The organism is Pseudomonas sp. P106(2024) (genome assembly GCF_057480815.1).
The window spans coordinates 272,567-299,469 of sequence record NZ_JBLIYU010000002.1; the positions used below are offsets into that span (position 1 = coordinate 272,567).

A 26,903-nucleotide genomic window follows, 5' to 3' on the forward strand; every position below is an offset into this window, starting at 1 on the left:
TACCCTCTGCGTGTCAGGCCTTGAGCCCGCGCTCCTCCCACCAGTCCCAGGCTCGCAGCGCCTGACGCGCCGTGCGCCCGGCCCAGCACGACAGGGTGTTGCCCGGCATCGGGATGGCCTTTCGGTTGACGATCCAGAAGTCGCTCAGCTCGCTGCGTCGCCCCTGCAGCAGGTCGGCAATGGTGCGCCCGTTCAGGTGGCTCAGCGCCACGCCGTGGCCGAAGCACCCCCCGGCATAAATCATGCGTTCATCGCCGACAAAGCTGATCTCAGGGACCATGTCGGCGTTGACCGACACCGGCCCGCCCCAGCGATAGGCGATGCGTACGTCGCGTAACTGCGGGTAGATCCACTTGAGGTGTGTCTCGCAATGGGCCCAGGTGGCCGGCGAGGGCTGTTCGTGCATGGCGCTGCCGGTGTAGGCCCGCACATCACCACCGCCCATGACGATGCGCCCGTCCGCGGTCGGGCGAAAATAGTGCAGCATCTGCCGGTTGTCGCCGAAGGCCTCCCTGCCCTGCCAGCCCAGACGCTGCCATAGCGCGTCGCCCAACGGCTCGGTGACCACCTGGTAAGTCCACAGCGGGAACTGGCGGCGCTCCAGCACACGAGAACCGGGTACCTGCCGTGAGTAGGCATTGGTGGCGATCACCAGCTTGTCGGCGGTCACCTTGGCCACGGGCGTGCGTAACACGATACCGACGCCGCGGTTGTCGATATCGAGCACCGGTGTCGCCTCATGGATACGCACCCCTGCGCAAGCTGCCAGGCCCTTGAGCCCGCGCACGTGCTTGCAAGGGTCGAGGTAGCCGGTCTCGGCTTCGCGAATGCCGCCCAACAACCGAGGCGAAGCGTACTGCTGACGCAGCGCGTCGCTGTCCTGCCAGCGCATGTCCGCCGCCAGCCCCAGCGAGTCGTACAGCTCCAGGGTCTTGCCCAGGCGCGCTACCTGCTGCGGCGAATAGCTGACCCGCACCAGCCCGGCATGGCGGTAATCAGAATCGATGCCGTGGCTGTCGATCACCTCACGGGTATAGGCCACGGCCTTTTCAAGGTAGTGGTGGGCGTCGATCATCTTCTGCCGTCCCCAGCGCAGCACCACCAGTTCCGGCTCCAGCCCGAACAGCTTGGTGCTGAAACCGGCATTGCGCCCGCTGGCGCCGAAGCCGATCAAGGCCGCCTCCAGCACCACCACCCGGGCACCGGGGTTGTCGCGCTTGAACTGCCAGGCAGTGTTGAGCCCGGTAAAACCTCCACCAATCACCGCCACATCGACCTTGAGGTCTTCGGTCAGGCGCGTATTGGGCGCGTAGGCGCCGTAGTCGTGTTGCCAGAAGGAGCGATGTTCATGCACAGCGTCGTTGTTGTTGTCGTTCATGCTGGACTCTCGGGTTTCGCACACAGACATGCGGTCCCTCCGAGCCTATCGGGTGGCGCGGCAACGTGATTGACCACGGACGCCAGATTTTCAGCACCCCGTGCCAGGCCCGCGCCCGGCCTGGCGGAACTGCTGCGGCGATTGCCCGGTCCAGCGCCGGAACGCCCGGGTGAAAGAGCCGGATTCGGCATAGCCGAGCAGCAGAGAAATCTGCGTCATCGAGTAGTCGGAATGATTCAGGTAGCCCAGCGCCAGGTCACGGCGCACCTCCTCCACCAGCACAGAGAACTCGATGCCCTGGTCCTTGAGCCGACGTTGCAGGGTACGCCGGCTCAGCCCCATGCACTCGCTGACCTCATCCAGTGACGGCACGCCACTGGCCATGCCCAGCGCGATCATGCGGGTGACCTGGGGCAGCAATTCGTCGCTGATGCTGCGCTGCTCACGCGCCTGCTGCAGGTACGGCTCCAGGGCCATGAACAGGCGCTCATTGCCTCGCGCCACCGGCAGTTGCAGGACCTCGGCGGGCAGCGTGATGCGGTTGGTCGGCTGGCTGAAGAACAACGGGCACATGAACAACTGCTTGTGCATCGACACGTCCGCCGGGCGCGAGTGCTCGAAGTCCACCCGCAGCGGCCGTACCGGGCTGGCGGTGATCAGTTGCAACTGGCGCAGGATCGTGGCGATGGCGAACTCGGCGTCCTGGCGGCGGTTGACCACGGTGCTGTCGGTGACCTGGTAGGTGATGCGCAGCTGGCGGCCCTCGCAGCTGTAGTCGATGGACGACTCCTGGGCGAACACCACGATATAGGTGTGCAGGGTCATCAGCGCCTTTTCCACGCTGGGCGCGCAATGCAAGGCGTGGCCCAGGGCACCGATATCGTCGGCCTCGGTCTGGCTGCCCAGGGTCAGGCCGACGGCCGGATTGCAGGTGCCGGCCGCTTCCCACAGGGCGACATACTGGTCGCCAGGGATTTCGATATCGGCGCGTTCCAGCAGCGGCAGGTCGATGCCTAGGGCTTCCAGGTGCGGGGCGAAGGTGGTCCTGAAACGGCGGAAGAAGTTTTCCGAGAGGACGGTGCGCACTGATTTCATGTTGTTCTTCGCAGGTCGTTTTTAGAGTGCCAGGATCAGGAAAAGGCGCCACCGGGCGGCGCATCGCCGATGAGTCCGCGCCTACAGGGGGCGTGTGGTCGCTCACAGCGACTGTAACCGATTGTTACTGAGGTGGGGCAAACGCCCGCACCAGGTGATCGATCACCGCCCTCACCCTGGCCGTGTGGCGCAGGTCCTGGTGAGTGACCATCCACACCTCGTAAGGCTGGCTGCGCGTACGCTGCGGCCAGACCCGTCGCAGGCCGTCACGCTGCCCGAGCGCCACGGGAATCTCGCCCAGGCCCAAGCCCTCGGCGATGCCCCGGCGCAGCATCATGCTGGCATTGGCCGCCATCACCACCCGGCCCTCGCCCATGGGCACGTCCACCAGGGTCGGTGCGCCGCGGTCACGCCAGTACGGCTCGTACACCACCAGGTCGTGGCCGGCGAAACTGCCCTCCTGCGGCACACCGCGACGCGCCAGGTAGTCCGCCGAGGCGAACAGGCCCATCTGCCAGCTGGCCAGCTTGCGCAGCACCAGGTCGGGGTTGTCCGGGCGCTGGTTGCGGATGGCGATATCGGTTTCGCGTTGCGACAGGTTGACGATCTCCGAGCTGCCACTGAGCACGATGCGCACCTCGGGGTGTTCCTCGTGCAAGCGGCGCAATGCCGGGATGACGAATTCCAGGGCCAGGGAGTCGGTGGTGGCAATGCGCACCTCGCCGGCCTGTTCGTTGTCGCTGCCCCGGGTGCGGCGGGCCAGTTCCAGGGCGGCCTGCTCCATCTTCTGCGCCATTTCCACGGCCACTTCGCCGGTGGCGGTGAGCTGGTAGCCGGCGGGGGTGCGCAGGAACAGGGTCGCGCCAAGGTCCGCCTCCAGCGCCGCCACCCGCCGACCCACGGTGGCCTGGTCGACGCGCAGTACCCGGGCGGCGCGGCGCAGGGTCAGTTCGCGGCTCAAGGCCAGCAGCATGCGGGCGTCATCCCAGTTCATTGGCTCACTCCATTACTTGTCGGCCCGCAGGCATCGCGGCGCCTGAAGAAAATCTGCAAAGGTGCGTCGCAAAATCGCCGCGCGACCGCACGACGCGGGTTTCATACCCTGTTACGCACCGGGCCAAAGCGGCCTTTCCTCAGAATGACAGAGGTCTTCATGCGTCACATCCCCACTCACATGACCGCCATCGACATCACCCGGCCTGGAGGCCCCGAGGTCCTCCAGGCCGCCACCCACGCCACGCCTCGACCAGGCCCCCGCGAGGTGCTGATCCAGGTCCATGCCGCCGGCGTCAACGGCCCCGACCTGCTGCAGCGCAAGGGTCTTTACGATCCGCCCGCCGGCGCGCCGGACATTCCGGGGCTGGAGATCGCCGGCAGGGTCGTGGCCCTCGGCGAACAGGTCTGCCATTTTGCCGTGGGCGACGCGGTGATCGCCCTGGTCCAGGGCGGCGGCTATGCCGAGTACGCCGTGGCCGACGAGCGCACCACCGCGCACCTGCCGGACAACCTGTCGATGGTCGAGGGCGCGGCCTTGCCGGAAACCTTCATGACCGTCTGGGTCAACCTGTTCCAGCGCGGCGGCTTCAAAGCCGGTGAAAGCGTGCTGATCCACGGCGGCGCGTCCGGCATCGGCACCACCGCCACACAGTTGGCCCGCGCCCTGGGCGCGGCGAAGATCTTCACCACGGTCAACGGCGCAGGGCAACAGGCCGCCAGCCTCGAGCTGGGCGCCGACGTGGCCATCGACTACACCCGCGAGGATTTTGTCGAACAGGTCATGCTGCACACCGACGGCAAGGGCGTCGACGTGATCGTCGACATCATCGCCGGCGACTATGTGGCCCGCAATTTCAAGGCCGCGGCCATGGATGGGCGCATCGTGCAGATCGGCGTGGTCAAGGGCCCGGCCACCGAGGTCGACCTGTTCCCCCTGCTGACCAAGCGCCTGACCCATATCGGCTCGACGTTGCGTGCACGCAGCGCCGACGACAAGGCGGCGATCCTCGAGGATCTGCAGGCCAAGGCCTGGCCCCATGTGCGCAGCGGCGCGGTCAAGCCGCTGATCCACGCGACCTTCCCGCTGGCAGCGGCCAGCCAGGCCCATGCCCTGATGGAGTCTGGCCGGCATATCGGCAAGGTGGTGTTGCAGGTTGCGCACAACGGCTGAGTCAGTCGAGCGCGCCGCTGCCCAGGGCGATCCTGATCGCCTGGGCGGTGGTGCTCACCCCCAGGCGCCGGCGAGCGGCGCGCAGGTGGTTTTCCACGGTGCGCACCGACAGGCCCAGGGTGGCGGCGATATCGGCCTGGCGTTGCCCGGCGGCGGTCCAGGCCAGCACCTGGCGCTCACGCGCCGACAGCTGACCCTCGCCGGGCGGTGCCTCGAGTAGCCGCCGGGCGCCTAGGAACGCCGCGTTGGCCAGCAGGGTCAGGGCCAGGCGCGCCGGCGCCGAAGCGTCGATGCGCACACCGCCCAGGCTCATCGCGCCCTCCAGGCCTGCCGGGCCGAACACCGGCACCTGCAGGCCATGGATGCCCGGCCCGCCGGGCAACCGAACCACCCGATAGCGTTCACCTTCGTCGCCAGGCTGCTTGCTCCAGAAGAACGCTTCACGGGCTGCCAGCAGATGGCGGGTCACCGGACAATGGCGCACGTAGGTCCGGGCATCGACCACCTGGCCGTCGCCGAACCAGTCCCCTTCCACCCAGTGGATGCGCTCGACCACCTCGTCCCGCGCAGCGCTGGCGCTGAACAGCACGAAGCGGTCATAGCCCAGCGGCCGGGCGAACGTGCGCACGGCCGTCTGGATCGTCGCCAGGGTGGTGGCCTGCTCGATCTGCCGGACCGCCTGTACCACCTCGTCGAACGGCATGCCGTTCACCCGCCGTTGGTCGCCTTGAGCAAGGCCGCGGCAGCCAGCTTGCCCAAGGCGTTGCCGGCCAGCGGGCTGTCGCCGGTGAGCAGTCGGCGGTCCTGGTGGACGGCGCCGGAGATGCCGTCGTTGACGATCTCGACGCCCTGGGCCTGCAGGCGCTCGCCGAACTTCCAGGTCAGGTGGCCGGGCATGTAGCCGATGTCCGGGGTCTTGGCGTCCAGCTCATCGGGGAAGGCGCAGATCTTGTAGCCATCGAACAGTTTGCCGCCGGCCAGCAGCGCCGCCGGACCGTGGCACAGGGTGATGACGAACTTGTCGTGGTCCGCCGCCCATTTCAGCACTTGGGCGACTTCTTCGCTTTCCGGCAGGCCGATCAACGCGCCGTGACCGCCGGGAATGAACACCCCGATGTAGTCCGAGTCGTCACCCAGGGCACTGTCGATTACCTCGGCGAGCTTGCGCGGCTGCTTGAAGGCGGGCTTGTAGCGCTCGAACAGGCCGAGCACCTGCTGGTCCTCGCGAGGCATGGCCCAGTATTCGAACTTGACCGGGTTACCCGACAAGGTCGCGACATCGAAGGCGAAGCCGGCCTTGTCCAGGTGATACATGGGTAGCAGGGTTTCCACGGGATGGTTGCCGGTGGAGAACAGCGTGCCGTTGTCGGTGAGCAGGTAGCGCTCGTCGGCACCGATCAAGAGGATTTTCCAGCGTCCGCCCTTGTAGGCGTCGGGGTAGTCGGCGCCGCTGAGGTCGGACTTGGGCGAGGTGAACTGGCTGAGGGAATACGGCGAGGGGAAAAAGGCGTTGTCCTCGGCCGGATCGGGGGTCGGGCGTTTGTCGTCGCTGCTGTTGGCCATGATTGTGCTCCTGTGCCTGGGGGGGGTTGACCGGATCCATGCTAGGAGGCCACCGGATCAGCGGCAATGAGGGTTTTCCCTCAATGGCGCCTGTGGCATCGCTTCATCGGACCGCGCGGTCCCTGGAACGGCCTTGTGTCGCGAAAAGGCTGCGAATGAACTCCGGGCAGTCTAGCCGAGCGCGGCGGGCGTATCGACGTCGCGCAATACCCCTGCGTCGTCTACCTCGACCAACCGCAACTGTTGCCGATGCCGTTGCAGCACCGAACGCGCGCCCTCATCACCGGTCATCAGTGCGAGTTCAGGCCAGTAGTTGCGCCCGAACAGCACCGGATGCCCATTCTGCCCCTGATGACGCGGCACCACGATGACCGCAGGGCCAGCGGTTTCGACCAACCGCCGTAAGGTCGCGGTCAGGATCCATGGCATGTCCCCCAACAGGATGGCGACCGCCTGTGCCTCGCTGTCATCCAGCGAGGCGGCGCCCGCCGCCAGGCTATGGCCCATGCCCAGCCCGGCATCGAGGCTATGGATGATCCGGCAGTCCGCCGGCAACCCCAGGTCCTCGCCCCGCTCGCCAGCGCGCAGCACCACGCGCACGTCGTCGAACGCCTCCAGGGCGTGCTCGACACTGTGCTGCAAAAGACTACGACCATCACCCAGCACGGCCCGGCGCTTGTCCGCGCCGAAACGCGACCCCTGGCCGGCCGCCAACACCAACGCGACGATGCTCACAAGGCCTCGCGGGCGATGCCGCTACGGGTGCGCAAGATATCGGCGAGCACCGCCAGGGCGATCTCCGCCGGCGTCTTGCTGCCCAGGTTGAGACCGATGGGGGCATGGATGCGCGCCATCTCGGCATCGCCGAGCCCGCCGATACGGCGCAGGCGTTCACGGCGCTTTTGCGAGGTGGCCCGCGAGCCCATTACGCCAATGTAGAACGCTTCGGTGTGTACCGCTTCGAGCATGGCCAGGTCGTCGATCTTCGGGTCGTGGGTGAGCGCCACCACCGCCGTGTCGCGGTGGCAGCCACCGTTGGCGATGAACAGCGAGGGCAGTTCCCGACGGATTTCTATCCCGTCGAGCACCACATTGTCCATCACCTCGTCGCGAGGGTCGCACAGCACCACCTCGAAACCCAGGCCCTTGCCGAACTCGGCGCAGAAGTGCGCGACACTGGAGTAGCCGGCCAGCAACAGCCGTTGGGCGGCGCCGACGCGCAGGCGCACGCATGCGCCGCCCTGCTCCACCCGTGGCCCCTGGCTGTGGTCGTCCTGCACCCGGCGTTCACCCGTACGCAGGTCGACCTCGCGCACAAGCCGGCGGCGGCCCAGCAAGGCCGCCTCCAGCTCGCCCAGGTGCGTCTGGGTCGCGCAGTCGCCCGGCAGGTTCTCCACCAGCACATCGAGGATGCCACCGCAGGGCAGGTGGATGTTGCCGCGAGTGTCGCTGCCGTCGCCATAGCGCACCATGGTGACGGCCGCGGCGAACTCGCCAGCGGCGACGCGTTCGAGGAAGTCCTCCTCGACGCAACCGCCGGACAGCGAGCCGACCCAGTGCCCCTGGTCGTTGACCGCCAGCAGCGAGCCCGGCGCGCGAGGCGCCGAGCCATAGGTGCAGAGCACCGTGCACAGCCACACGCGCAAGCCGTCACGCGACCACTGCGCCGCCTGGCGCACCACCTGCAGGTCGAGATGCTGCACGGGTCAGTCCGCCTTCAGCTGGGCCAGCTGCTGGGTGGTCAGGTCGCCCGGCAGGCCGCCCCAGGCTTCGCGCAGGTAGTTGACCATGTCGGTCAGTTGCCCGTCGTCGAGCTTGTCGGCGAAGCCCGGCATCGGCTGCATCCGCTCGAAACCGGTGAACTGCTGCTCGCGGATGCCATCGACGATGGCCTTGACCAGGTTGCGCGAGTCGGCCTGGCGCAGCACGGTGTTGCCGCGCATGGCCACGGCGATGTGCGGTTTGCCCTCGCCCTCGCCACCATGGCAGCCGGCGCAGACGTTGAGGTACTGCTGACGGCCACGCTTGGCGCTCTCGCCCATGGTCTCGTGGGCGACTGTCTGCACCACCACCTTGGCCGCCGGCGGCTGGTCGCCGAGCAGGTAGGTGGCCATGGCCGACAGGTCGCTGTCCTGCAGATGCTGGGTGCTGTGGTGCACCACCGGGTACATTTCGTTGAACATGCTGCCCTGGGCGCTGACACCGTGCTTGAGGAAAGTCGCCAGATCCGCATGGTTCCAGCCACGGTCGGCCAGGTCCTGGGCCAGCAGGCTAGGCGCCAGATAGCCCAACAGCAGGCCGCCGGTCAGGCGCTTGTCCTGCTGCAGCGCGCCAATCGGGTTGCGCGGGGTGTGGCACTCGCCGCAGTGGCCGAGCACCTCGACCATGTACTGGCCGCGTTTCCACGCCTCGCTGTTGCCCTTGCCCTCCTCCAGCTGCACGCTCTTGCCGTACAACAGGTTCCAGCCGACCAGGCCGGTGCGCACGTTGAACGGGAAGCTCAGGCTGGTTTGCGGGGCCGGACGGTTGATCGGCGCCACGCTCATCAGGTAGGCATGGATCGCGTCGGAATCCTCCCGTTTGACCAGGTGGTACGAGGTGTACGGCATGGCCGGGTACAGGTTGGCGCCGTCCTTGCGCTTGCCCTCGGTGAGGGCGGCGAAGAACTCGTCGCTGCTGTAGTTGCCGATACCGTACTGCTTGTCCGGGGTGATGTTGGTGCCGTAGATGGTGCCGAACGGCGAATGGATCGGCAGGCCGCCAGCATAGGGCGCGCCGCCTTCGGCAGTGTGGCAGGCCATGCAGTCGGCGGCGCGGGCCAGGTATTCGCCACGCTTGATCAAGGCCTCGTCCGCCGCCTGGGCGTTGCAGGCGACCAGTGCGCCGATGGCCAGCGCCAGGCTGCTCAGAATGCGCGTCATGCTCAGCCCTCCTTGACCAGGCCGAGGTCGCCCAGCACTTCGCGGGTTGCCTCGTAGTAGCGCACGTAGCCGGTGCAGCGGCACACATGGTGGCCGAGGCTGGCCTCGATGGCGCCCTCCAGCTCACTCTGCTTCAGCGGCTTGCGCTGGGCTTTTTCCACCAGCACCGTGGCGGCGTTGACGAAGCCCGGCGCGCAGTAACTGCATTGGAAGGCGAAGCGATCGACGAACTTCTGCTGGATCGGGTTCAACTCGCCCGGATTGCCGGCTTCGTCGAGCTTGGCGTGGCCTTCGATGGTGCGGACTTTCTTGCCCTCGAAGTAATGCGCGCCGGTGATGCAGGTGCGCACCTCTTCGCTGGTGCCGTCGGGGTTGTCGACGATTACCACGCAGGCATGGCAGATACCTTGGCCACAGCCCAGGCGCGAGCCCGTAAGGTTCTGGTATTCGTGCAGGTAGTCGATCATCGCCAGGTCATCGGGGACCACTTCGGTGACGACAGGTTGACCGTTGAGGGTCAGTTGCAGCTTGCGGTCAGCCATTGAGGGCCTCCTTGACTCGGGCGGGGGTGATGGGCAGGTCGCGCACGCGCTTGCCGATGGCATGGGCCACGGCATTGCCGATGGCGCCGACCACCGGGATCATCACCACTTCGGCGATGCCCTTGGACGGGTCGGTCGGCGACAACGGCGGCAGGATCTCCGAGGTCTGCTTCCACACCGCCACATGCCTGGCCATCGGCAGGCGATAACGGTTGAAGTTCCAGTCGCCCTCGCCCGGGCCACCCTCGTACAGCGGCATTTCCTCCAGCAGCGCATGGCCGATGCCCATGGCGATGCCGCCCTCGAGCTGGCCCTTGACCAGCTCCGGCACCAGTACCCGGCCGCACTCGACCCAGCTGTGGTGGTTGAGCACCGTCACCTCGCCGCTGCCTTTGTTGACCTTGACCTCGACGATGGTCGCCACCGGGCTGTAGTAGGTGACCATGGCGTTGTTCAGCTGGGTGGCCGGGTATTCGGCGTTCTGCCGGTCAAGCAGGTGGAAGCCGGCGCTGTTCATCTGCGCCTTCTTCGCGTTCACCGCGCCGTCGCCGTACTTTACCGCCACGGCATCGAGCGGCAGGCGCTCGCGCACGCCGTCGATGACGAAGTCGGCCTCGGCCCAGCTCCAGCGGTTGAAACCGTGCACGCTGACGCCGGTGACCAGGCCCATTTCGTGGGCTTTCTTCGCCAGCGTGGCGAACGGGATCGGCGCCAGGCCATTACCGGTCAGCTCGCCGTTGACCCACACCGCGTTCTCGCGGCGCACCACCAACGGGTTGGCCTGGCCGCCATACGGGCCCTGGCTCCACAGGGCCATGGCCGCCGGCCACAGGCCGTGGTTGAACAGCACGCGGGCCGCTTCGCGGGTGGCGTGGCTGAAGTAGAACGCCGAGTTGGTCGCCGACGACGGCGAGGCCAGCTTGCCGACCCAGCGCGGGTTGCGCAGTGCGGCGTCCTGCTCGGCCTGGCTGATCAGGTAGGGGTTGCCGCTGGTGGTCAGCGCCAGCTCCGGCCATTTGGTCTGGGCGGTCATGACCTCGTCGGCGACACGGCCGAGGAAGTCGCTGACCACCAGGGCCTGGGAGGTGGACATGCCAGTGCCCAGCTCGGTGCCGATATGGCGCAGGCTGATGCGGCCATCGGCGCTGAACTCGACCGCCGCCATCGGCGCCTCGGAGCCGGTGCCGAAGTCTTTCTGAGTGATGGCAAAGCCCACGCCATACCAGTTGTCGTGGTCCTTGGCGTCCTCGGCCTGCTTGCGCGCCTGGCGGTTCTTCCACCAGTCGTGCGCGGCGGCCTTGTCGAGGATCTCGTGCAGACGCAGGGCACCGGCGGGCACCGCGCCCTGGGTGTTCTTCATGCCCGACTTGAGCGCGTTCTTGCGGCGCAGCTCGATGGCGTCCACACCCAGGCGGTCGGCGATCTCGTCGACCATCATCTCGGTGGCAGCCATGCTCTGCAGGGTGCCGTAGCCGCGCATGGAGCCGGCCTCGACACCACGGGAATGGTACGCGGTCACCGACAGGTCGTTCTGCGGCATGTAGTAGATCGACTGCGCCGCGGTGGCGCCCACGGCGGCCACCGACGGGCTGTAGTTGATGCGCCCGCCGCCGTCGACGCTCATGTCGGCGCGGAAGATCTTGAAGCTCATGTCCTTCTTGTCGACGGCCAGCTGATAGCGGATGTCGAACGGGTGGCGCTTGATGCCGCTCTGGAACTGCTCGTAGCGGTCGTTGGCCAGGCGGATCGGCACGCCCGCGCCGTACAGCGCGGCGACGGCGGCGTAGAACACGAAGATGTTGTTGTCCTTGGAACCGTAGCCAACGGTGTAGCCCGGGTGCATGTTCAGGTGCTTCAGGCCGAAACGCGACGGCTTGATCATGTGCACGCATTCCTGCGCCACTTCGAACGGGCACTGGGTGGCCACGACGAAATGCAGGGTGCCGGTGGCCGGGTCGAACCAGCCGTTGCCGTTGTCCGGCTCGAGGGCCGCGGGCTCGATCGACGGAGTCTTGTAGCGCTCGTCGAACAGCAGCCAGTCTTCCGGCGGCTGCTTGAGCTGCTCGTCGATGCGCTGGGCGTAGAACATCCCCTGCTCGGTGAGGTTGCCGTGCTGCTTGGGCTCGGCGGTCCATACCGGCTTGCGCGCCAGGATGGTGGGGAACAGCATGGTGTTCTTCAGGCTCGAGTATTCGTCCTCGTCGAACGGCGTCTTGCCGCCCACGCGCACGAAACGGAAGCTGCCGTAGGGGTCGCGCTGGTACAGCGGGGCCTGGGCGCCGTAGCGGATCGCCTGGTCGTTGAACTGCAGCTTGAGCTTGGCCTTGCGGAAACGCTCGAAGTCGTTCCAGATCAGGATCGCCACCGGGTGGCCGATGAACATTGGTACCTGGCCCGGCGGCAGCAGCGGATCGGGCGAATGGGCCTCGGGCCAGGCAATGCCGTCCTTCTTCAGGTCGTCGGCGGTGACGATGCGGTCCGGTTGCAGCTCGGCGCCCAGCAGCGACAGGTCGTAGCCTGCGTAGAGGCGGTCGGCCTTGGTGGCCTTGAGCAGCATGGCGTGGCCCTGCTGCTGCGGCCAGCCGGGCATGTCCTTGGCGCGAATGTCGCGGGCGAACACCTTGTTGCCACAGACCTTGGACAACGCATCGTTACGAAAACGCGCCTTGCCGTCGTGGTTCATCCACTTCTGCGGCGAAGTGGTGACCTTGCTTTCCATCAGGGCGGCGAAGGCCTGGCTGCCGAGCGGCGCCAGGGTCACGCCGACACCGGCGACCAGCCCGCCTTGCAGGAACGAGCGCCGGGAAATATCACGGTTGGACATGGTTGATCCTCTGGGTAGCTCTTGGGCTGCCCATGCTTTTTCTGGTGCTTGAAAACTGGGAGGGCGCGCACGATCACAAAAACTGACTACGAAGTCAAGTTAGCGATCGTAGAGTGCCACTGCAAGTCAAGCAGACAACTTGTCGCGGGGGGGCGCGATCGCGCCGCGAAGGCTCAATCCGGCAAGCGATAGCGCTCGGCGAAGTATTGGCGGAAGAACTCCACCGCCACCCGCACCTTGGCTGAACCGGCCAACGGCGCGGTGTACACCGCCCAGATATCCGCCGCCTGCTGGTAGTCCGGCAGCACCTGCACCAGCCGACCCTCGGCGATGCTGTCGTGCACGTCCCACCACGAGCGCAGCAGGATGCCGCGCCCATCCAGGCACCACTGGTGCGCCACCTCGCCATGGTTGCTCGACAACGCGCCGGTCACCCGCACGCTCTCCTCGCCCTGCGGCCCTTCCAGGTGCCACAGCCCGAATGGGTGGTCGCGCTCCTTGATCACCAGGCAGTCATGGCTGGCCAGGTCCGCCAGCACCCGTGGCGCGCCATGCTCGGCCAGGTACGAAGGTGCCGCGCAGAGCACCCGGCGATTACGCGCCAGGGGCTTGGCGATCAGGTGAGGGGCGATCACGTTGCCCACGCGGATGTCCAGGTCGACGCCTTCGGCGATCAGGTCCACCAGGCGGTCGTGCACATCCAGACGGATGTCCAGGCGCGGGTAGCGCGCCGCCAGTTCCGACAGCGCCGGCGCCACGAAGCGTCGCCCCAGGCCCAGGCTGCTGGCGATGCGCAACTGACCGACCGGCTCGCGCTGGCCGGCGTTGAGATCGTCGTCCATGCGCTGAAGGGTCTCGAAGATCTGCTGCGCCCATTGATACACCCGCTCGCCCTCCTCGCTCACCGTCACCCGCCGGGTGGTGCGGTGCAGCAGGCGCACGCCGAGGCTGTCCTCCAGCAGGCGGATGCGCTTGCTGACGAACGCCGCCGACATGCCACGCTCGTCGGCCACCGCGGCGAAGCTGGCACGGCGAGCCACCTGCAGGAAGATGTCGAGGTCGTCCAGGCTCGGCAGATTATTCACGATTCGTGCACCAAGAATTGATGGATTGCCGGATTATCTCCGAAGCACAGCCTTATAGCATGGCCGCATCTTCCCTGAACACGAGAGGCGCCCCATGACCAAGACCTTCAAGATCGCCGCCATCCCCGGTGACGGCATCGGCAACGAAGTCCTCCCCGAAGGCCTGCGCGTGGTCGAGGCCGCCGCCCGCAAGCACGGCCTGAACCTTGAGTTCGAGTTCTTCGAATGGGCCAGCTGCGACTACTACCTGGCCCACGGCAAGATGATGCCAGACGACTGGTTCGACCAGCTCAAGGGCTTCGACGCCCTGTACTTCGGCGCCGTCGGCTGGCCGGACAAAGTCCCTGACCATATCTCGCTGTGGGGATCCTTGCTCAAGTTCCGCCGCGATTTCGACCAGTACGTGAACATCCGACCGGTGCGCCTGTTCCCCGGCGTGCCCTGCCCGCTGGCGAACAAGCAGCCCGGCGACATCGACTTCGTGGTGATCCGCGAGAACACCGAGGGTGAATATTCGTCCCTGGGCGGGCGCATGTTCGAAGGCACCGACAACGAGTTCGTGCTACAGGAGTCGGTGTTCACCCGCCGTGGCGTGGACCGCATCCTCAAGTACGCCTTCGACGTGGCGCAGACCCGCGAACGCAAGCACGTCACCTCGGCGACCAAGTCCAACGGCATGGCCGTGAGCATGCCCTACTGGGACGAGCGCACCGCCGCCATGGCCGCCCACTACCCCGAGATCAGCTGGGACAAGCAGCACATCGACATCCTCTGCGCCCGTTTCGTGCTGCAGCCGGAACGCTTCGACGTGGTGGTGGCCTCCAACCTGTTCGGCGACATCCTCTCGGACCTCGGCCCGGCCTGCGCCGGCACCATCGGCATCGCGCCGTCGGCCAACCTCAACCCCGAACGCACGTTCCCGTCGCTGTTCGAGCCGGTGCACGGTTCGGCGCCGGACATCCACGGCAAGAACATCGCCAACCCGATCGCGATGATCTGGTCCGGCGCGCTGATGCTCGAGTTCCTCGGCCAGGCCGACAACGACGCGCGCTACCAGGCGGCCCACGACGACATCCTCAAGGCCATCGAGACAGTAATCGCCAACGGCGACACCACCCGCGACATGGGCGGCAGTCGCTCGACCCAGGAAGTAGGCAAGGCCATCGCCGCGCTGCTCGGGGCCTGAGTCGGCGTCAGGTCATCGCGCTGCAACCCCGCTCCAACAGGAAGATGCGCTGCATGGGGGGAGCGGGCTTGCCACCCAACCATCCGGATTGTCCGACGATCCTATTGCCACCCACTTCGATTCAATGCAGAATCTGTAAACCACAAGATACTTGTTACCCACCAGTTAACAGAAAGGAAAACCCAGCTTCGATACGGACTTCCCAAACGCCTGACGCCTACTACAAAAAAAATGCTCCAGGAGACAATTGATGTCCCCCAATAACAAAAAGATCGATGTGTTCCTGATCGCCGTGAGCCTGTTGGCCGTGCTGCTCACCGTGATCGGCCTTGCTGCCTTCCCCGCCCAGGCCGAAAGCCTGGCCAACCAGCTGTTCGAGGTGGCCACCCGCACCTTCGGCACCAGCGTCCAGGTCCTGGTGTTCGGCAGTTCCCTGGCCGTGCTGTACCTGGCCTTCAGCAAATACGGCAACATCCGCCTGGGCGCCGGCAAGCCGGAGTACTCCACCACCACCTGGGTGTTCATGTTCATCTGCGCCGGCATGGGCTCCTCGACCCTGTACTGGGGCGTGATGGAATGGGCCTACTACTATCAGACCCCGGGCCTGAACATCGCGCCGATGTCGGCCAAGGCCCTGGAGTACAGCGTCAGCTACTCGTTCTTCCACTGGGGCATCAGCGCCTGGTCGATCTACGCCCTGGCCTCGCTGGCCATGGCCTACCACTTCCATGTGCGCAAGAAGAGTGGCCTGAACCTGGCCTCGATCATCGAGGCGGTCACCGGCTTCAAGGCCACCGGCCCCGTCGGGCGCGCCGTCGACCTGATCTTCCTGCTGACCATGATGGGCGCGCTGACCGTGTCGCTGGCGCTCACTGCCTCGACCCTGACCCGTGGCCTTGCCGACCTGGCCGGCACCCCCAACACCTTCACCGTGCAACTGCTGGTGATCGGCGCGGTGGCGCTGCTGTTCTCCTTGAGCTCGTACATCGGCATCGACGGCGGCCTGCAGCGCCTGTCGAAGATGGTCTGCATCGGCGCCCTGGTGTTCGCCGCCATCGTCCTGCTGGTCGGCCCGACCCAGTTCACCCTGAACAATACCGCCAACTCCATCGGCCTGATGCTGCAGCACTACGTGCAGATGAGCCTGTTCACCGACCCGGCCGGCGACGGCGCCTTCACCCGCAACTGGACGGTGTTCTACTGGCTGTGGTGGGTGTCCTACGCGCCGGGCGTGGCCATGTTCGTCGCCCGCGTCTCGCGCGGCCGGCAGATCAAGGAAGTGGTGTTCGCCCTGCTGCTGGGCGGCAGCTTCGGCTGCTGGTTCTTCTTCGGCGCGCTGGAAAGCTACAGCATGCACCAGTTCATCAACGGCCAGATCGACGTGCCCAAGCTGCTCGGCACCCTCGGTGGCGAAGCGGCGGTGACCGACCTCTTGCTGGCCCTGCCGTGGGGCACGCTGTTCCTCGCCGCGTACCTGTTCATCATGGCGGTGTTCTGCGCCTCGCACATGGACGCCGCCGCCTACGCCGTGGCCGCCACCAGCACCCGCAACCTGCGCGAGGGCGAGGACCCGAGCCCGACCCTGCGCCTGTTCTGGTGCGTGGTGCTGACCCTGGTGCCGCTGGCCATGCTGTTCGCCAAGGCCTCGCTGTCGACCATGAAGACCGCCGTGGTGCTTACCGCGATCCCGTTCATGGTGATCCTGCTGGTGAAGATCTACGGCTTCTTCAAGTGGCTGGCGGCCGACTACGGCCAGGTGCCGGCGTACCGCATCGAGGAAGAGGCCACCCGCCTGGCCGGAGAAGAGCCACCCATGCAGGCACCACGCAGCGCGGCGGCAGTGCACTGAGTCTGGATTTGTCGTGGGAGCGGGTAAGCCCGCTCTCACATTGCCAAACCTGCGACAAATTTTTTTGCCCAGCTTGTTAACCAACAGATACGCGTTAACCAATAAGAACAGAGATAGAACCATGAACGATTTCAAACGCCTGCCCGCCGACTTCTGCGCCAACCCCGAAGTGGCCTTCACCCTCCCGGCCACGTTCTACACCCAGGCCGCCGTCTTCGAGCACGAGAAGGAAGCGATCTTCGCCCGCAGCTGGATCTGCGTCGGCCACCGCAGCGAAGTCGCCGAGAAGAACGCCTACATCACCCGCCAGGTGATCGGCGAAAGCATCATCGTCGTGCGTGGCCGCGACGACGTGCTGCGCGCCTTCTACAACGTCTGCCCGCACCGCGGCCACCAACTGCTCGAAGGCAGCGGCAAGGCCAAGAACGTCATCACCTGCCCGTACCACGCCTGGACCTTCAAGCTCGACGGCGAACTGGCCCACGCGCGCAACTGCGAGAACGTGGCCAACTTCGACAAGGACAACTCCACCCTGGTGCAGTTGCGCGTCGAAGAGTATGCCGGCTTCATCTTCATCAACATGGACAACGACGCCGGTTCCGTCGAAGACCAGCTGCCCGGCATGCAAAAGCGCATGCGCGAAGCCTGCGCGGTGATCGACGACCTGCACCTGGCCGCGCGCTTCGTCAGCGACACCCCGGCCAACTGGAAGTCGATCGTCGACAACTACCTCGAGTGCTACCACTGCGCCCCGGCCCACCCCGGCTTCTCCGACTCGGTGGACGTCGGCCAGTACAGCCACAGCCTGCACGGCAACTGGACCCTGCAGTACGGCCTGGCCAAACCGTCGGAGCAGTCGTTCACGTTCGATGAAACGGTCAAGGACCCGTCCTTCGCCGGCTTCTGGGCCTGGCCGTGCACCATGTTCAACGTACCGCCGGGGGCCAACTTCATGACCGTGATCTACGAGTTCCCGGTCGATGCCGAAACCACCCTGCAGCACTACGACATCTACTTCCTCAACAAGGACCTCACCGAGGAGCAGCGCAAGCTGATCGACTGGTACCGCGAGGTGTTCCGTCCCGAGGACCTACGCCTGGTCGAGAGCGTGCAGAAGGGCCTGAAGTCCCGCGGCTACCGCGGCCAGGGGCGGATCATGGTCGATTCGCAGCGCAGCGGCGTGAGCGAGCACGGCATCGCCCACTTCCACAACCTGATCGCCGTCGCCCACCTGGACGACTGAACACGCTCCCCGCCCCGCGCCAGGGCCTGGCGCGGGGCTTCGTTGTCGAGGTACGCCATGGCCAAGCAATACGAAATGTTCAAGGTGCGCGTGACCGGCGTGGAACAGGCCACGCCGCAGATCAAGCGCTTCACCCTGGCCCGCGCCGACGGCGCCGCCCTGCCCGCCTTCAGCGGCGGCAGCCATGTCATCGTGCAGATGCAGTCGGCCTGCGGCAGCCAGTTCAGCAATGCCTACTCGCTGATGAGCGACCCGCGCCAGTTGCACAGCTATCAGATCGGCGTGCGGCTGGAGGAGCAGTCCAAGGGCGGTTCAGCGTTCATGCACCAGCAGGTCGAAGTGGGCAGCGAGCTGACCATCTCCACCCCCAACAACCTGTTCGCCCTCGACCCCAAGGCGGGACGCCACGTGTTGATCGCCGGCGGCATCGGCATCACCCCGTTCCTGGCGCAGTTGCACGAGCTCGAAGGCGGCGCCACCCCCTACGAGCTGCACTACGCCTTCCGCGCCCCCGAGCACGGCGCCTTCCAGGGCGACCTGGCGCAAGGCCCGCATGCCGGCAACACCCGCTTCTACATCGACAGCCTGGGGCGCAAGCTCGACCTCGCCGCGCTCTGTGCGGGGCTCACCGATGACGCCCATCTCTATGTGTGCGGGCCCAAGCCGCTGATCGACGCGGTAATCGCCAGCGCCGCCGCCGCCGGCATCGCCGAGTCCCGCGTGCATTGGGAACAGTTCGCCGCCGCCGCGCCGACCGCAGGCTCGGCGTTCACCGTGGTACTGGCGCGCTCCGGCACAGAGCTGGCCGTCGAGGAAGGCATGACCATTCTCCAGGCCATCGAGAAATCCAAGGCCGCCAAGGTCGAGTGCCTGTGCCGCGAAGGCGTGTGCGGCACCTGCGAGACGGCGATCCTCGAAGGCGAGGCCGAGCATTTCGACCAGTACCTGAGCGACGAGGAGAAAGCCTCGCAACAGACCCTGATGCTGTGCGTCTCGCGGGCGCGCTCGGCGCGGCTGGTGCTGGATCTTTGAGGCTCGGCGGCGAATCGCCTGCCCGCGCGGATTCGCCGGTGAGATGTAATTGAATACTGCCAATAAGCGCTGAAAAGGAAAATCAGAGAAACGTCCTACGCGGACTTGGGAAGCCCTGTCGACCACCCAGAATCCGTTCCTCGCTAGTGTTTCAGGTCTGCGTAACGTCGCCCGTGGCTGGCTGCAACAGCCACGGGCTCGGTACTAACACGCCTGCATGAACAGCTTCGCTGAGGACATCGGATGTTCGACTTCAACAAACTGCTCGAAATCAATCGGCAAGCCTGCGAGGCCCTGGAGGCCCCCTTCGCCAGCGGGCCCGCCGTCCATTGCACGCGCACCTTCACCATCCTGCCCCTGCGCTATGCGGCCGTTGCCGGCACTACCGGCCAGCGCCTGCGCTTGCCAACCCTGCCCGATCACCTGCGCCATCCCTACAGTGTTGCCACGCTCCAGCAGGCCGACTATGCCATTCGGCCATTGCGCCAAGGCTTCCTGTACGTCATGGAGAAACGCAAGCGCAGCGGGCAGCACAGCCTGCACCCGCCCTATCGCATTGCGGCGAACGGTTCTTTATCGCTGGTTGCCCCCGGGCAGTCCGAGCCGGACGCCACAGATGTCCACACCCTGCGCGACATGATTCGCAATACGGCCTTGGCGTTCAACGTCCATGACCTCGAAGACCTGGCCGAGCTGCGCCTGTTCTACAGCCCCGACCCGTTGACCGAAGCGGCCCAGCAGCAACTGCTGCGTCGACGCGACAGGCTGCCGGCCGTGGATGTCGCCGCTTTCACCGGCCTTGGCTGCCCGACGCCCAGGCCCTATGTGCTGCGCCATGACCAACTGGACCTGGTCGCCGATTTCGCTGCGCAAACCGACAGCTCATTGCGCAAGCTGCTGGACAACCAGCTGTTCAGTGAAACCAGCGTCCACTCGCTGACGGCAGCCCGGTACATGCTGGGCCCGGTTGCCGGCAAACCCGAAGCCCGTGGTATCGCGGTGGTGGTGGAAGATGCCATCGGCATCACCCAGCAACTCAATGCCTGGCGCAACGCGGGCATGGAACACCTGAAGGATTGGCTGGAAGCCACGGAGTCGGTCGCGGGAGAACCCGGCCCCAGCAACGAGCGCAAGGTGCTGGTCGCCCAGGCCTTCACCGAACTGCATCAGCAATTCAGTGAGCGCAAGGTCGCCGCGCTGGTCGACCGTCACAAAGAGGCCATGCGCGCCCACCTCGCCGGTGCCGATCAGGGCGCCAACCCGCAGATGGCCGCCTGGTGGGCGCAGGCCAAGGAAGGCATTCTCGATACCGCAGGCGCACTCAGGCGCCAGGACCTTGAGGCCCGGGCGAACAACGGCGAGTTCGCCCGGCAGTTCGAAACGCGCTACCTGCCACACGTCGACCTCAAGGCCATGCACGACCAGCTGGCCTGGTTCGAATCCCACGGCCTCGAGGCGCAGCGCCTGGCCGACGTGCGGGCCGACGACCACCTCGTCTGGCTGCAATCTGAGCAGCTGCTCGCGGCCCTGGCCTACTACGACGAGAACGACCTGCGCAGCGGCCTGTGCTTCGCTCACCAGACCGGGCTCAGCGTGGTCGGCATGGAGGGCGTGCCAGCCGGGGCGCGGCTGCTCGCCCAGTGGTGGCATGCCGACACGCTGACGCCCGACAACCTGGCCCTGCGTTCCTTCGTCTTCAACCAGCGCGCCATTGCCGAGGTGCTGGAGCAGACACGTCAGGCACTGCAAGCACTGCCGCCGGAATACGATCACTGGCAGCAGGTGGACACCTCGCTCAAGTACGCCAAGGAACTCGCCTCGCAGTTCAGCCGGGTGGACGGCCACCTCGACCAGCTGGCCCAGCACAGCGCCCTCAACACCGCCGGGGCCTTGGCCTGGCTGGGTCAACTGGGGCGCCAGAGCCTGCAGGCCGGCGCCCCCGGCAACATGGATCGCCTGCTGTACCGGCGCCTGGGCACCTACCTCATTGCCTCGCTGGGCGAGCAAGCCATCAAGCTGCGCCTGAGTGAACACGCACTCGAGGGTGACACCCCCTCGCGAGGACGGGTGGCGGCCCCCATGGTCCGACGCCTTGATCGCGCCTATGTGGAGACGTTGCAGGGCGCTCATGCTCATTCGTTCTATCGGCTTCGGCTGGCCAGTGGCCTGCTCCTGCTGGAAGCGGGACTGCTCCTGTTGCAGGGGCAGCGGGATGACAAGGACCGGCGCTTCTGGAGCGAGGTGGTGGCTGCTGGACTGGCCAGTGCGGCGGGGGGGGTCGAGCTACTGGCGGTGGGGACGGAACAGTCCCTGCTGGGCGTCGGGCGGAACAGCGCGATTGCACGGGGAGCGGACATCAGCCTGGGTCGTTATCGGCTATGGGGGGCGGGGTTGGCTGCGGTGGGTGGCGTTGTCAGTATTGCATGGGACGTTTCAGATGCCGAAGAAGCAAAAAACAGATCAAAGTCAATGCTTGCAGCAGCGTACAGAACAAGAGCTGCATCTACGTTCGCCCTACTTTTAGGGCAGGGAGGAATAGCATTTTCACAGGCAAGTGCACTTTTTCAGTGGCTGTCAGTGAGTTCGAGCCAGACGTGGAAAAGCAGCTTATACGCTACCCTTTCCACTCTTTCCGCACGACTAGCCGCGAACCGTGCAGCCATGATGTTTCTGAGTCGCTTAAGCTGGATAGGCGGCGCCATTGTACTCGGCACCACTATAGCCTTGCTCATTGTCGATGATGACGCACTGGAAAAATGGTGTAGCAAATGCTGCTTCCGCCTTAAACCATCAAACAAAGGATACATGAAGGACACTGAAGAGCTAGAAGCCTTATTCAGCGCCATGAGCGAGGTTATATAGTGTATTTTTTTGAATGGCTTTCATGGCTCGCAGCCATTGACCCAAAAGAAGAACGCGAAGCCTTTAAAAAGCAGAACAAAACAATCAAGAATAGAGGGGTGTATGAAAGCGAAGACGAAGAATACGTTGCAGCCGCAAAAAAATCAGTATGCGAAACCCCAAAGAGCCGTGGCCCAGTCTACGTATACAACGAGCACGTGCTCGAAATGCGCTGCGGCATGTGGGAGGATAAACGTGGGTTGATCACAATACTTTCTCTTACAGCCATAGCACTAATCACATTCGAGTTCTACTTCACCACTGACGCCATTAAAAAGTTAATCGTACTGACCTACAACTATCAAGGCGAACCGTATGGAGAACTCCTAGTCACCACAATTTTCTTTCTCTGCCTGGACCCATGCCTTTTATGGCTTTACCTAAAGTATGGTTTTCGTTTCACACGTTTTGAAATGTTCACATCACGCCACCTGTTGATACGCTTCAACCGTACCACCCAACAGGTCTACCTCCACCGCCCGGCCTACTGCGGAGGAATCGTCACGCTGCCGTGGAACGGCGTATCGTCCAGCGGCTCTGATAGGAAGTATGCTCCACCAGGTGGCATGGGCATGCCGCTGGAACTCACATGGTCGCCCGCCTTCACCGGCACACTGCGTCCTGAACTGATCTTGGTAGGCAAGTCCGCGAACAATTTCGCGGAGCTTCAAGCCGAATGGGAGTTTGTCCGTCGTTTCATGGATGACGGACCGGAGGGGCTACCGCGCCCCCACATCACCTCGCACTTCCCTTGGCCCTGGCAAGCCTTCACGCCTCAGTTCGAAGGCCTGACCCACTACTTCCGCAGTTCCCCACGCGTCATCAAGTGCGGTCTGGTGCTGCTCTCTCCTGCCTTCCTGATCATCGGAACAGGCCACTGGTTGAGTCTCCTGCTGTGCTGGAAACCTCGCTGGCCCAAAATCATCCGTGAAGCCGGCCTGCCGGGAAAACCCATCCCGGCAGTGACCACCGTTGACGATTACCCACCCCATATCCAGGAGAGACTGCGGGAGAACGCCTACCTCTGGGCCATACGTCCAGGCAAACGCCCGGAGAGAAAACCCCGCGTCTCTAAACGTCGGCCCAAGAGCCAAAGTCAAACTCCCGATATCGCGAAGGATGCGCCCCATGAGGTCGACAGTATTGATCAGCCGTAAAAGCGGGATGTTCTTGACCGAGATGGAGCCCAACGCACCACGCCTCTGCATGGTGGCGAGACGCCCCATGACTGCGACAACCCGGCAGTGCGCGGCTACACCTTTATCCAATCCGATACCCGCGAATCGCTAATCACCCTGTGCAAAGCCAAATAAGGCGCTGCTTGAATCCCTACACCCAACGAAAACAAGGAGCATGCGTGATGAAACCCATCGTTCTAGTCGGGCACAAGCATGACTGCCCCCTGCATGGCGCAGGCGAGGTTGTTTCAGGCCATACGGCCACATTGATCAATGGCAGGGCTGTCGCCTGCGTAGGCGACAGGATCAGTTGTGGGGCCGTCATCGAAACAGGGTCGGCGAACCATGCCATCGAAGGCCGGGCCGTTGCACGCCAAGGTGATACCACCAGCCATGGCGGAACCCTGGTGAAGGGCGAGATCGGCTGGATGGTTGATTAGGCCTCATTCGCTTCTCTGCAGTACCAACGTGGCCACCAACGCCAGCACCGCAAACCCACAGGCCACATACCCCAGCGCAGCCAGGCCAAGCCCCTGGATCGCCGCGCCCCCCAGCGCGGCACCGGCGGCGATGCCCGCGTTGGCCGCCGACACGTTGAGGGTCCCGGCCAGGGCCTGGGCCTTGGCGCCGGCCCGCATCACCCGCACCTGGCACACCGGGAAAAGCGCCGTGTAGGCGATGCCCCACAGGGCCAGGGCGCCCACCAGCAGCAGCGGGTTGCCGATCACCGGGGTGACCAGGCACATGCCCAAGGCCAGCATCGCCAACAGCAACAGCGTGGCCCGCAGCGGGCTGCGATCGACGATCCGTCCGGCCAGGGCGTTGCCGAGCATGCCCACCAGACCAAAGCCCATCAGCCACCAACCGACCGCGTTGGCCGGCACGGCGGCGAGCTGTTCGAGGATCTCGGCCAGGTAGGTGTAGGCAGTGAACATGGCGGTGAACACCAGCGCCGACAGCAGCACATGGGCGATGAAACGACGGTCCTTGAGAATCACCGACTGCCGCTCTCCCGCGGCGCGGGCCGGGACCGCCGGCAGGGGTGGCAGCCAGACCAACATCAGCAGCGCCACCAGCAGGCACAGCCCGGCGAGCAACCAGAAGCTGCCGCGCCAGCCGACCATCCCGGCGGCAAGGGTGCCCAGCGGGATGCCAAAGACGAACGCCGCCGTGATCCCCAAGTAGACCCGCGCCACCGCCCAGCCCTCGCGCCCCTGGCCCACCAGTTGCCCGGCGCTTTCGCTGGCGGTACCCCAGTACACCGGCAGGACCAACGCGGCGAGGAACCGCGCCATGGCCAGTACCCAGACGTTCGGCGCCAGCGCCGACAGCGCATTGGAGGCGGCGAACAGCAGCAGGATGGCGATGAACAGCCCCTTGCGTGGCAGGGCCGACAGCCAGGCGGTGAGCGGCGGCCCGAACAGCATCACGGTCACCGCGAACAGGGTGACCAACTGGCCCGCGCCTGCCACCGACAGTCCAAGGTCACGTGCCAGCGCGGGCAGCAGGCCAAGAATCAGGAACTCGGTGGTCAGCACCGCAAAGCCGCCGACGGCGAACAGGCCGATCGACAGCCCAGCACGCGGCGCCGGCCGCGCCAGGGTGGCATGGGTCAAGCTGGAGGTGGACATCTACTGCGATCCTCGATGAATGGCAGGCCAGCTTAATCTGGAATGTTGTTCCGATTACTGGTAGATATTCCCTTATCAAGTGAACAATATTCAGCAATCGCGAGTCCATGCCATGTCCGCCTCGGAACGCCTGAAAGACATCGACTTCTTCGTCAGCGTGGCCAACGCCGGCAGCTTCATCGCCGCCGCCGAGCGCATGAACCTCACCAGCTCCGCCGTAAGCAAGGGCGTGGCCCGCCTGGAGAAACGCCTGCAGGTACGCCTGTTCGAGCGCACTACCCGACGCCTGGCCCTGACCGACAGTGGCGCCGACTACTACCGCACCTGCACCCGCGTGCTGGCGGAGATCGAAGAGGCCGAACTGGCCCTCAACGACGAGCACAAGACCCCCTGCGGCAAGCTGCGCATCGACCTGCCGGCCACCTTCGGCCGCCTGCACGGACTGCCCGCCGTGCTCGACTTCGCCGCGCTGCATCCGCGATTGCAACCGCACATCACCCTCTCCGACCGCTTCGTCGACCTGGCCGAGGACGGCATCGACATCGTCGTGCGCATCGGTGGACCACAGACTTGGCAGCCGGGCATCGAGCACCGCTACCTGGGCAGCCAGCGCCTGGTGTTCTGCGCCGCCCCCGCCTACCTCGCCCGGCACGGCACGCCCCGCGACCTGCAGCAGTTGCAGGCCCAGGGCTGTGTGCTCTACGCCTGCGCCGACGGCAGCACGCCGGCCCTGCACTTCGCCGGCGCCCGCCCGGGCCTGGCGCAGCTGCGGCCGATGCCGGGCCGCCTGGCCATCGGCGATGCCGAGGGGCAGGCCCTGGCCATCAGCGCCGGGCACGGCATTGCCCAACTGCCGACCTGGCTGGTGCAGCGCCAGCTCGACACCGGGACGTTGCAGCAAGTACTGCCGGAGTACGCGATGGAGGGGTTGCCGATCAACCTGGCCTGGCGTCGCAACCGTGGGCATCTGCCCAAGGTGAGCGCGACGGTCCAGGCCCTGGCCGAGCGGCTGGGACCACTGATTCAGGGCTGATTCAAGTGGAGTGCCAGCGCATGGCTGTATCAAGGTACAAACAAATGAAATAAAATAACATTTCATTTGAATGATACCTCTGCCAGCGACCCTCCTCGATGACCAGCCTCCCGACCGCCCTCCCCAGCCAACGCCTGCACAGCATCGACGCCCTGCGCGGCCTGGTGATCCTGTTCATGCTGCTGGACCACGTGCGCGAAACCTTCTTCCTGCACTGTCAGGTCAGCGACCCGATGACCATCGACGCGACCGACCCCAGCCTCTTCATCAGCCGCACCCTGGCGCACCTGTGCGCGCCGGTGTTCGTGCTGCTCACCGGGCTGTCGGCCTGGCTTTACGGCGAAAAGCACCAAGGCCGGGGCGATGCAGCGACGTTCCTGTTCAAGCGCGGCCTGTTCCTGGTGCTGCTGGAGCTCAGCCTGGTCAACTTCGCCTGGACCTTCCAGTTGCCGCCGAGCGTGATCTACCTGCAGGTGATCTGGGCCATCGGCCTGAGCATGATCGCCCTGTCGCTGCTGGTGTGGCTGCCACGCCCGCTGCTGCTGGCCCTCGGCGCGCTGATCGTCGCCGGCCACAACCTGCTCGATGGCCTGCACTTCGCGCCGCACTCGGCGCTGCATGTACCCTGGGCGATCCTGCACGAGCGCAGCTGGCTGGAGCTGCCCGACGGCTTGCGCCTGCGTACCTCCTACCCGGTGCTGCCATGGATCGGCGTGATCGCCCTGGGCTACGGGCTCGGCCCCTGGTTCGGCCGCGGCAGCGATGCCGGCGAGCGCCAGCAGCGCTTGCTGCTGGGCGGCATGATGCTGCTGCTCGGCTTTGTCGTGTTGCGCCTGCTCAATGGCTACGGCGAGGCGCCGTGGACCTTCTACGCCAACGGCGGGCAGACGTTGATGAGCTTCTTCAACATCACCAAATACCCGCCGTCGCTGCTGTTCCTGGCCTTGACCCTGGGCGCTGGCCTGTTGCTGCTGCGCACTTTCGAGCGTGCGGGAGACGCCCGTTGGATCGGCCCGCTGGCAGTGTTCGGCGCCGCGCCGATGTTCTTCTACCTGCTGCACCTATATGTGCTCAAGCTGCTGTATGTGGCCTGCGTGGGGCTGTTCGGCCTGAACCAGGGCAGCCATTTCGGCTTCGACGGCATCGGCGCGGTGTGGCTGGTCGCGGTGCTGCTGGCGATCGCCCTGTACCTGCCGGTGCGCGGCTTCGCCCGGCTCAAGGCGCGGCGGCGCGACATCGCCTGGCTCAAGTACCTGTAAAAGCGTTTTCACCCGG

Annotated in this window: 22 protein-coding genes; 10 read left to right on the plus strand and 12 right to left on the minus strand. The window is 65.5% G+C overall.

The window, feature by feature from the left end; genetic code table 11:
• Positions 1 to 13 precede the first annotated feature (13 nt).
• From AC25M7_RS04855 to AC25M7_RS04865, 3 genes are all read right to left on the minus strand, one after another.
• Positions 14 to 1,378 carry an NAD(P)/FAD-dependent oxidoreductase gene (locus AC25M7_RS04855; RefSeq protein WP_230962654.1) on the minus strand — a complete coding sequence of 455 codons (1,365 nt, stop codon included), beginning with the start codon at positions 1,376 to 1,378 and terminating at the stop codon, positions 14 to 16.
• 90 nt (positions 1,379 to 1,468) lie between these two features.
• Positions 1,469 to 2,473, minus strand: coding sequence for an AraC-like transcriptional regulator QhpR (gene qhpR, locus AC25M7_RS04860; protein WP_028689273.1), 1,005 nt, complete (start codon positions 2,471 to 2,473; stop codon positions 1,469 to 1,471).
• A 124-nt stretch (positions 2,474 to 2,597) separates the two neighbouring features.
• Positions 2,598 to 3,467: a LysR family transcriptional regulator gene (locus AC25M7_RS04865; RefSeq protein WP_062364453.1), complete on the minus strand. Its 870-nt coding sequence runs from the start codon at positions 3,465 to 3,467 to the stop codon at positions 2,598 to 2,600.
• 180 nt (positions 3,468 to 3,647) lie between these two features.
• On the opposite strand from AC25M7_RS04865, the gene AC25M7_RS04870 reads away from it, so the two are divergent.
• Positions 3,648 to 4,640, plus strand: coding sequence for an NAD(P)H-quinone oxidoreductase (locus AC25M7_RS04870; RefSeq protein WP_486970840.1), 993 nt, complete (start codon positions 3,648 to 3,650; stop codon positions 4,638 to 4,640).
• 1 nt (position 4,641) lies between these two features.
• Here AC25M7_RS04870 and AC25M7_RS04875 read toward each other — a convergent pair whose 3' ends face one another.
• The 8 genes from AC25M7_RS04875 to AC25M7_RS04910 all read right to left on the minus strand — a co-directional run bounded on the left by AC25M7_RS04875 (position 4,642) and on the right by AC25M7_RS04910 (position 13,575).
• Positions 4,642 to 5,343 (minus strand): PA1136 family autoinducer-binding transcriptional regulator, encoded by a 702-nt coding sequence (locus AC25M7_RS04875; protein ID WP_051555633.1) that lies wholly within the window; start codon positions 5,341 to 5,343, stop codon positions 4,642 to 4,644.
• Positions 5,344 to 5,348: 5 nt separating this feature from the next.
• Entirely contained in the window at positions 5,349 to 6,203 is an 855-nt protein-coding gene (gene hchA / locus AC25M7_RS04880; RefSeq protein ID WP_486970786.1) for a glyoxalase III HchA, read from the minus strand.
• A gap of 171 nt (positions 6,204 to 6,374) precedes the next feature.
• Positions 6,375 to 6,938, minus strand: coding sequence for a nucleotidyltransferase family protein (locus tag AC25M7_RS04885; protein WP_028689268.1), 564 nt, complete (start codon positions 6,936 to 6,938; stop codon positions 6,375 to 6,377).
• Positions 6,935 to 7,906 carry an XdhC family protein gene (locus AC25M7_RS04890; protein ID WP_486970787.1) on the minus strand — a complete coding sequence of 324 codons (972 nt, stop codon included), beginning with the start codon at positions 7,904 to 7,906 and terminating at the stop codon, positions 6,935 to 6,937. The genes AC25M7_RS04885 and AC25M7_RS04890 overlap by 4 nt, the downstream gene beginning before the upstream one ends.
• A gap of 3 nt (positions 7,907 to 7,909) precedes the next feature.
• Positions 7,910 to 9,124 (minus strand): c-type cytochrome, encoded by a 1,215-nt coding sequence (locus AC25M7_RS04895; RefSeq protein WP_486970788.1) that lies wholly within the window; start codon positions 9,122 to 9,124, stop codon positions 7,910 to 7,912.
• A gap of 2 nt (positions 9,125 to 9,126) precedes the next feature.
• Positions 9,127 to 9,666 carry a (2Fe-2S)-binding protein gene (locus AC25M7_RS04900; RefSeq protein WP_028689265.1) on the minus strand — a complete coding sequence of 180 codons (540 nt, stop codon included), beginning with the start codon at positions 9,664 to 9,666 and terminating at the stop codon, positions 9,127 to 9,129.
• Positions 9,659 to 12,490 carry a xanthine dehydrogenase family protein molybdopterin-binding subunit gene (locus AC25M7_RS04905; protein WP_486970789.1) on the minus strand — a complete coding sequence of 944 codons (2,832 nt, stop codon included), beginning with the start codon at positions 12,488 to 12,490 and terminating at the stop codon, positions 9,659 to 9,661. The genes AC25M7_RS04900 and AC25M7_RS04905 overlap by 8 nt, the downstream gene beginning before the upstream one ends.
• A gap of 173 nt (positions 12,491 to 12,663) precedes the next feature.
• Positions 12,664 to 13,575 (minus strand): LysR substrate-binding domain-containing protein, encoded by a 912-nt coding sequence (locus AC25M7_RS04910; protein WP_486970790.1) that lies wholly within the window; start codon positions 13,573 to 13,575, stop codon positions 12,664 to 12,666.
• Between the two features lie 94 nt (positions 13,576 to 13,669).
• On the opposite strand from AC25M7_RS04910, the gene AC25M7_RS04915 reads away from it, so the two are divergent.
• From AC25M7_RS04915 to AC25M7_RS04945, 7 genes are all read left to right on the plus strand, one after another.
• On the plus strand, positions 13,670 to 14,761 hold the full coding sequence (locus AC25M7_RS04915; RefSeq protein ID WP_028689262.1) for a tartrate dehydrogenase: 1,092 nt from the start codon (positions 13,670 to 13,672) through the stop codon (positions 14,759 to 14,761).
• 250 nt (positions 14,762 to 15,011) lie between these two features.
• Positions 15,012 to 16,610 (plus strand): BCCT family transporter, encoded by a 1,599-nt coding sequence (locus AC25M7_RS04920; protein WP_280092620.1) that lies wholly within the window; start codon positions 15,012 to 15,014, stop codon positions 16,608 to 16,610.
• A gap of 121 nt (positions 16,611 to 16,731) precedes the next feature.
• Positions 16,732 to 17,853 carry an aromatic ring-hydroxylating oxygenase subunit alpha gene (locus AC25M7_RS04925; RefSeq protein WP_088852147.1) on the plus strand — a complete coding sequence of 374 codons (1,122 nt, stop codon included), beginning with the start codon at positions 16,732 to 16,734 and terminating at the stop codon, positions 17,851 to 17,853.
• Positions 17,854 to 17,910: 57 nt separating this feature from the next.
• Positions 17,911 to 18,885 (plus strand): PDR/VanB family oxidoreductase, encoded by a 975-nt coding sequence (locus tag AC25M7_RS04930; RefSeq protein ID WP_069017797.1) that lies wholly within the window; start codon positions 17,911 to 17,913, stop codon positions 18,883 to 18,885.
• A gap of 243 nt (positions 18,886 to 19,128) precedes the next feature.
• Complete coding sequence (locus AC25M7_RS04935) at positions 19,129 to 21,747, plus strand: T6SS effector BTH_I2691 family protein (protein ID WP_486970791.1); 2,619 nt, start codon at positions 19,129 to 19,131, stop codon at positions 21,745 to 21,747.
• Positions 21,747 to 22,943: a DUF6708 domain-containing protein gene (locus tag AC25M7_RS04940; protein ID WP_486970792.1), complete on the plus strand. Its 1,197-nt coding sequence runs from the start codon at positions 21,747 to 21,749 to the stop codon at positions 22,941 to 22,943. Before AC25M7_RS04935 ends, AC25M7_RS04940 begins: the two co-directional genes overlap by 1 nt.
• 203 nt (positions 22,944 to 23,146) lie before the next feature.
• Positions 23,147 to 23,404 carry a PAAR domain-containing protein gene (locus AC25M7_RS04945; protein ID WP_069017378.1) on the plus strand — a complete coding sequence of 86 codons (258 nt, stop codon included), beginning with the start codon at positions 23,147 to 23,149 and terminating at the stop codon, positions 23,402 to 23,404.
• Between the two features lie 3 nt (positions 23,405 to 23,407).
• Here the strand turns inward: AC25M7_RS04945 and AC25M7_RS04950 are convergent, their stop codons facing one another.
• Positions 23,408 to 24,595, minus strand: a complete 1,188-nt coding sequence (locus AC25M7_RS04950; protein ID WP_486970793.1) for an MFS transporter — start codon at positions 24,593 to 24,595, stop codon at positions 23,408 to 23,410.
• A 112-nt stretch (positions 24,596 to 24,707) separates the two neighbouring features.
• Between AC25M7_RS04950 and AC25M7_RS04955 the strand changes: the two genes are divergently transcribed.
• Positions 24,708 to 25,628, plus strand: coding sequence for a LysR family transcriptional regulator (locus AC25M7_RS04955; protein WP_062573683.1), 921 nt, complete (start codon positions 24,708 to 24,710; stop codon positions 25,626 to 25,628).
• A 98-nt stretch (positions 25,629 to 25,726) separates the two neighbouring features.
• Complete coding sequence (locus tag AC25M7_RS04960; RefSeq protein WP_486970794.1) at positions 25,727 to 26,887, plus strand: acetyltransferase domain-containing protein; 1,161 nt, start codon at positions 25,727 to 25,729, stop codon at positions 26,885 to 26,887.
• Positions 26,888 to 26,903 lie beyond the last annotated feature (16 nt).

What these genes read in the sequence shown, in the direction of transcription:
- AC25M7_RS04855 (WP_230962654.1), bottom strand. Translation starts at nt 1,378, where the DNA reads ATGAACGACAACAACAACGACGCTGTGCATGAACATCGCTCCTTCTGG.
- qhpR (WP_028689273.1), bottom strand. Translation starts at nt 2,473, where the DNA reads ATGAAATCAGTGCGCACCGTCCTCTCGGAAAACTTCTTCCGCCGTTTC.
- AC25M7_RS04865 (WP_062364453.1), bottom strand. Translation starts at nt 3,467, where the DNA reads ATGAACTGGGATGACGCCCGCATGCTGCTGGCCTTGAGCCGCGAACTG.
- AC25M7_RS04870 (WP_486970840.1), top strand. Translation starts at nt 3,648, where the DNA reads ATGACCGCCATCGACATCACCCGGCCTGGAGGCCCCGAGGTCCTCCAG.
- AC25M7_RS04875 (WP_051555633.1), bottom strand. Translation starts at nt 5,343, where the DNA reads ATGCCGTTCGACGAGGTGGTACAGGCGGTCCGGCAGATCGAGCAGGCC.
- hchA (WP_486970786.1), bottom strand. Translation starts at nt 6,203, where the DNA reads ATGGCCAACAGCAGCGACGACAAACGCCCGACCCCCGATCCGGCCGAG.
- AC25M7_RS04895 (WP_486970788.1), bottom strand. Translation starts at nt 9,124, where the DNA reads ATGACGCGCATTCTGAGCAGCCTGGCGCTGGCCATCGGCGCACTGGTC.
- AC25M7_RS04900 (WP_028689265.1), bottom strand. Translation starts at nt 9,666, where the DNA reads ATGGCTGACCGCAAGCTGCAACTGACCCTCAACGGTCAACCTGTCGTC.
- AC25M7_RS04905 (WP_486970789.1), bottom strand. Translation starts at nt 12,490, where the DNA reads ATGTCCAACCGTGATATTTCCCGGCGCTCGTTCCTGCAAGGCGGGCTG.
- AC25M7_RS04915 (WP_028689262.1), top strand. Translation starts at nt 13,670, where the DNA reads ATGACCAAGACCTTCAAGATCGCCGCCATCCCCGGTGACGGCATCGGC.
- AC25M7_RS04920 (WP_280092620.1), top strand. Translation starts at nt 15,012, where the DNA reads ATGTCCCCCAATAACAAAAAGATCGATGTGTTCCTGATCGCCGTGAGC.
- AC25M7_RS04925 (WP_088852147.1), top strand. Translation starts at nt 16,732, where the DNA reads ATGAACGATTTCAAACGCCTGCCCGCCGACTTCTGCGCCAACCCCGAA.
- AC25M7_RS04930 (WP_069017797.1), top strand. Translation starts at nt 17,911, where the DNA reads ATGGCCAAGCAATACGAAATGTTCAAGGTGCGCGTGACCGGCGTGGAA.
- AC25M7_RS04935 (WP_486970791.1), top strand. Translation starts at nt 19,129, where the DNA reads ATGTTCGACTTCAACAAACTGCTCGAAATCAATCGGCAAGCCTGCGAG.
- AC25M7_RS04945 (WP_069017378.1), top strand. Translation starts at nt 23,147, where the DNA reads ATGAAACCCATCGTTCTAGTCGGGCACAAGCATGACTGCCCCCTGCAT.
- AC25M7_RS04950 (WP_486970793.1), bottom strand. Translation starts at nt 24,595, where the DNA reads ATGTCCACCTCCAGCTTGACCCATGCCACCCTGGCGCGGCCGGCGCCG.
- AC25M7_RS04955 (WP_062573683.1), top strand. Translation starts at nt 24,708, where the DNA reads ATGTCCGCCTCGGAACGCCTGAAAGACATCGACTTCTTCGTCAGCGTG.
- AC25M7_RS04960 (WP_486970794.1), top strand. Translation starts at nt 25,727, where the DNA reads ATGACCAGCCTCCCGACCGCCCTCCCCAGCCAACGCCTGCACAGCATC.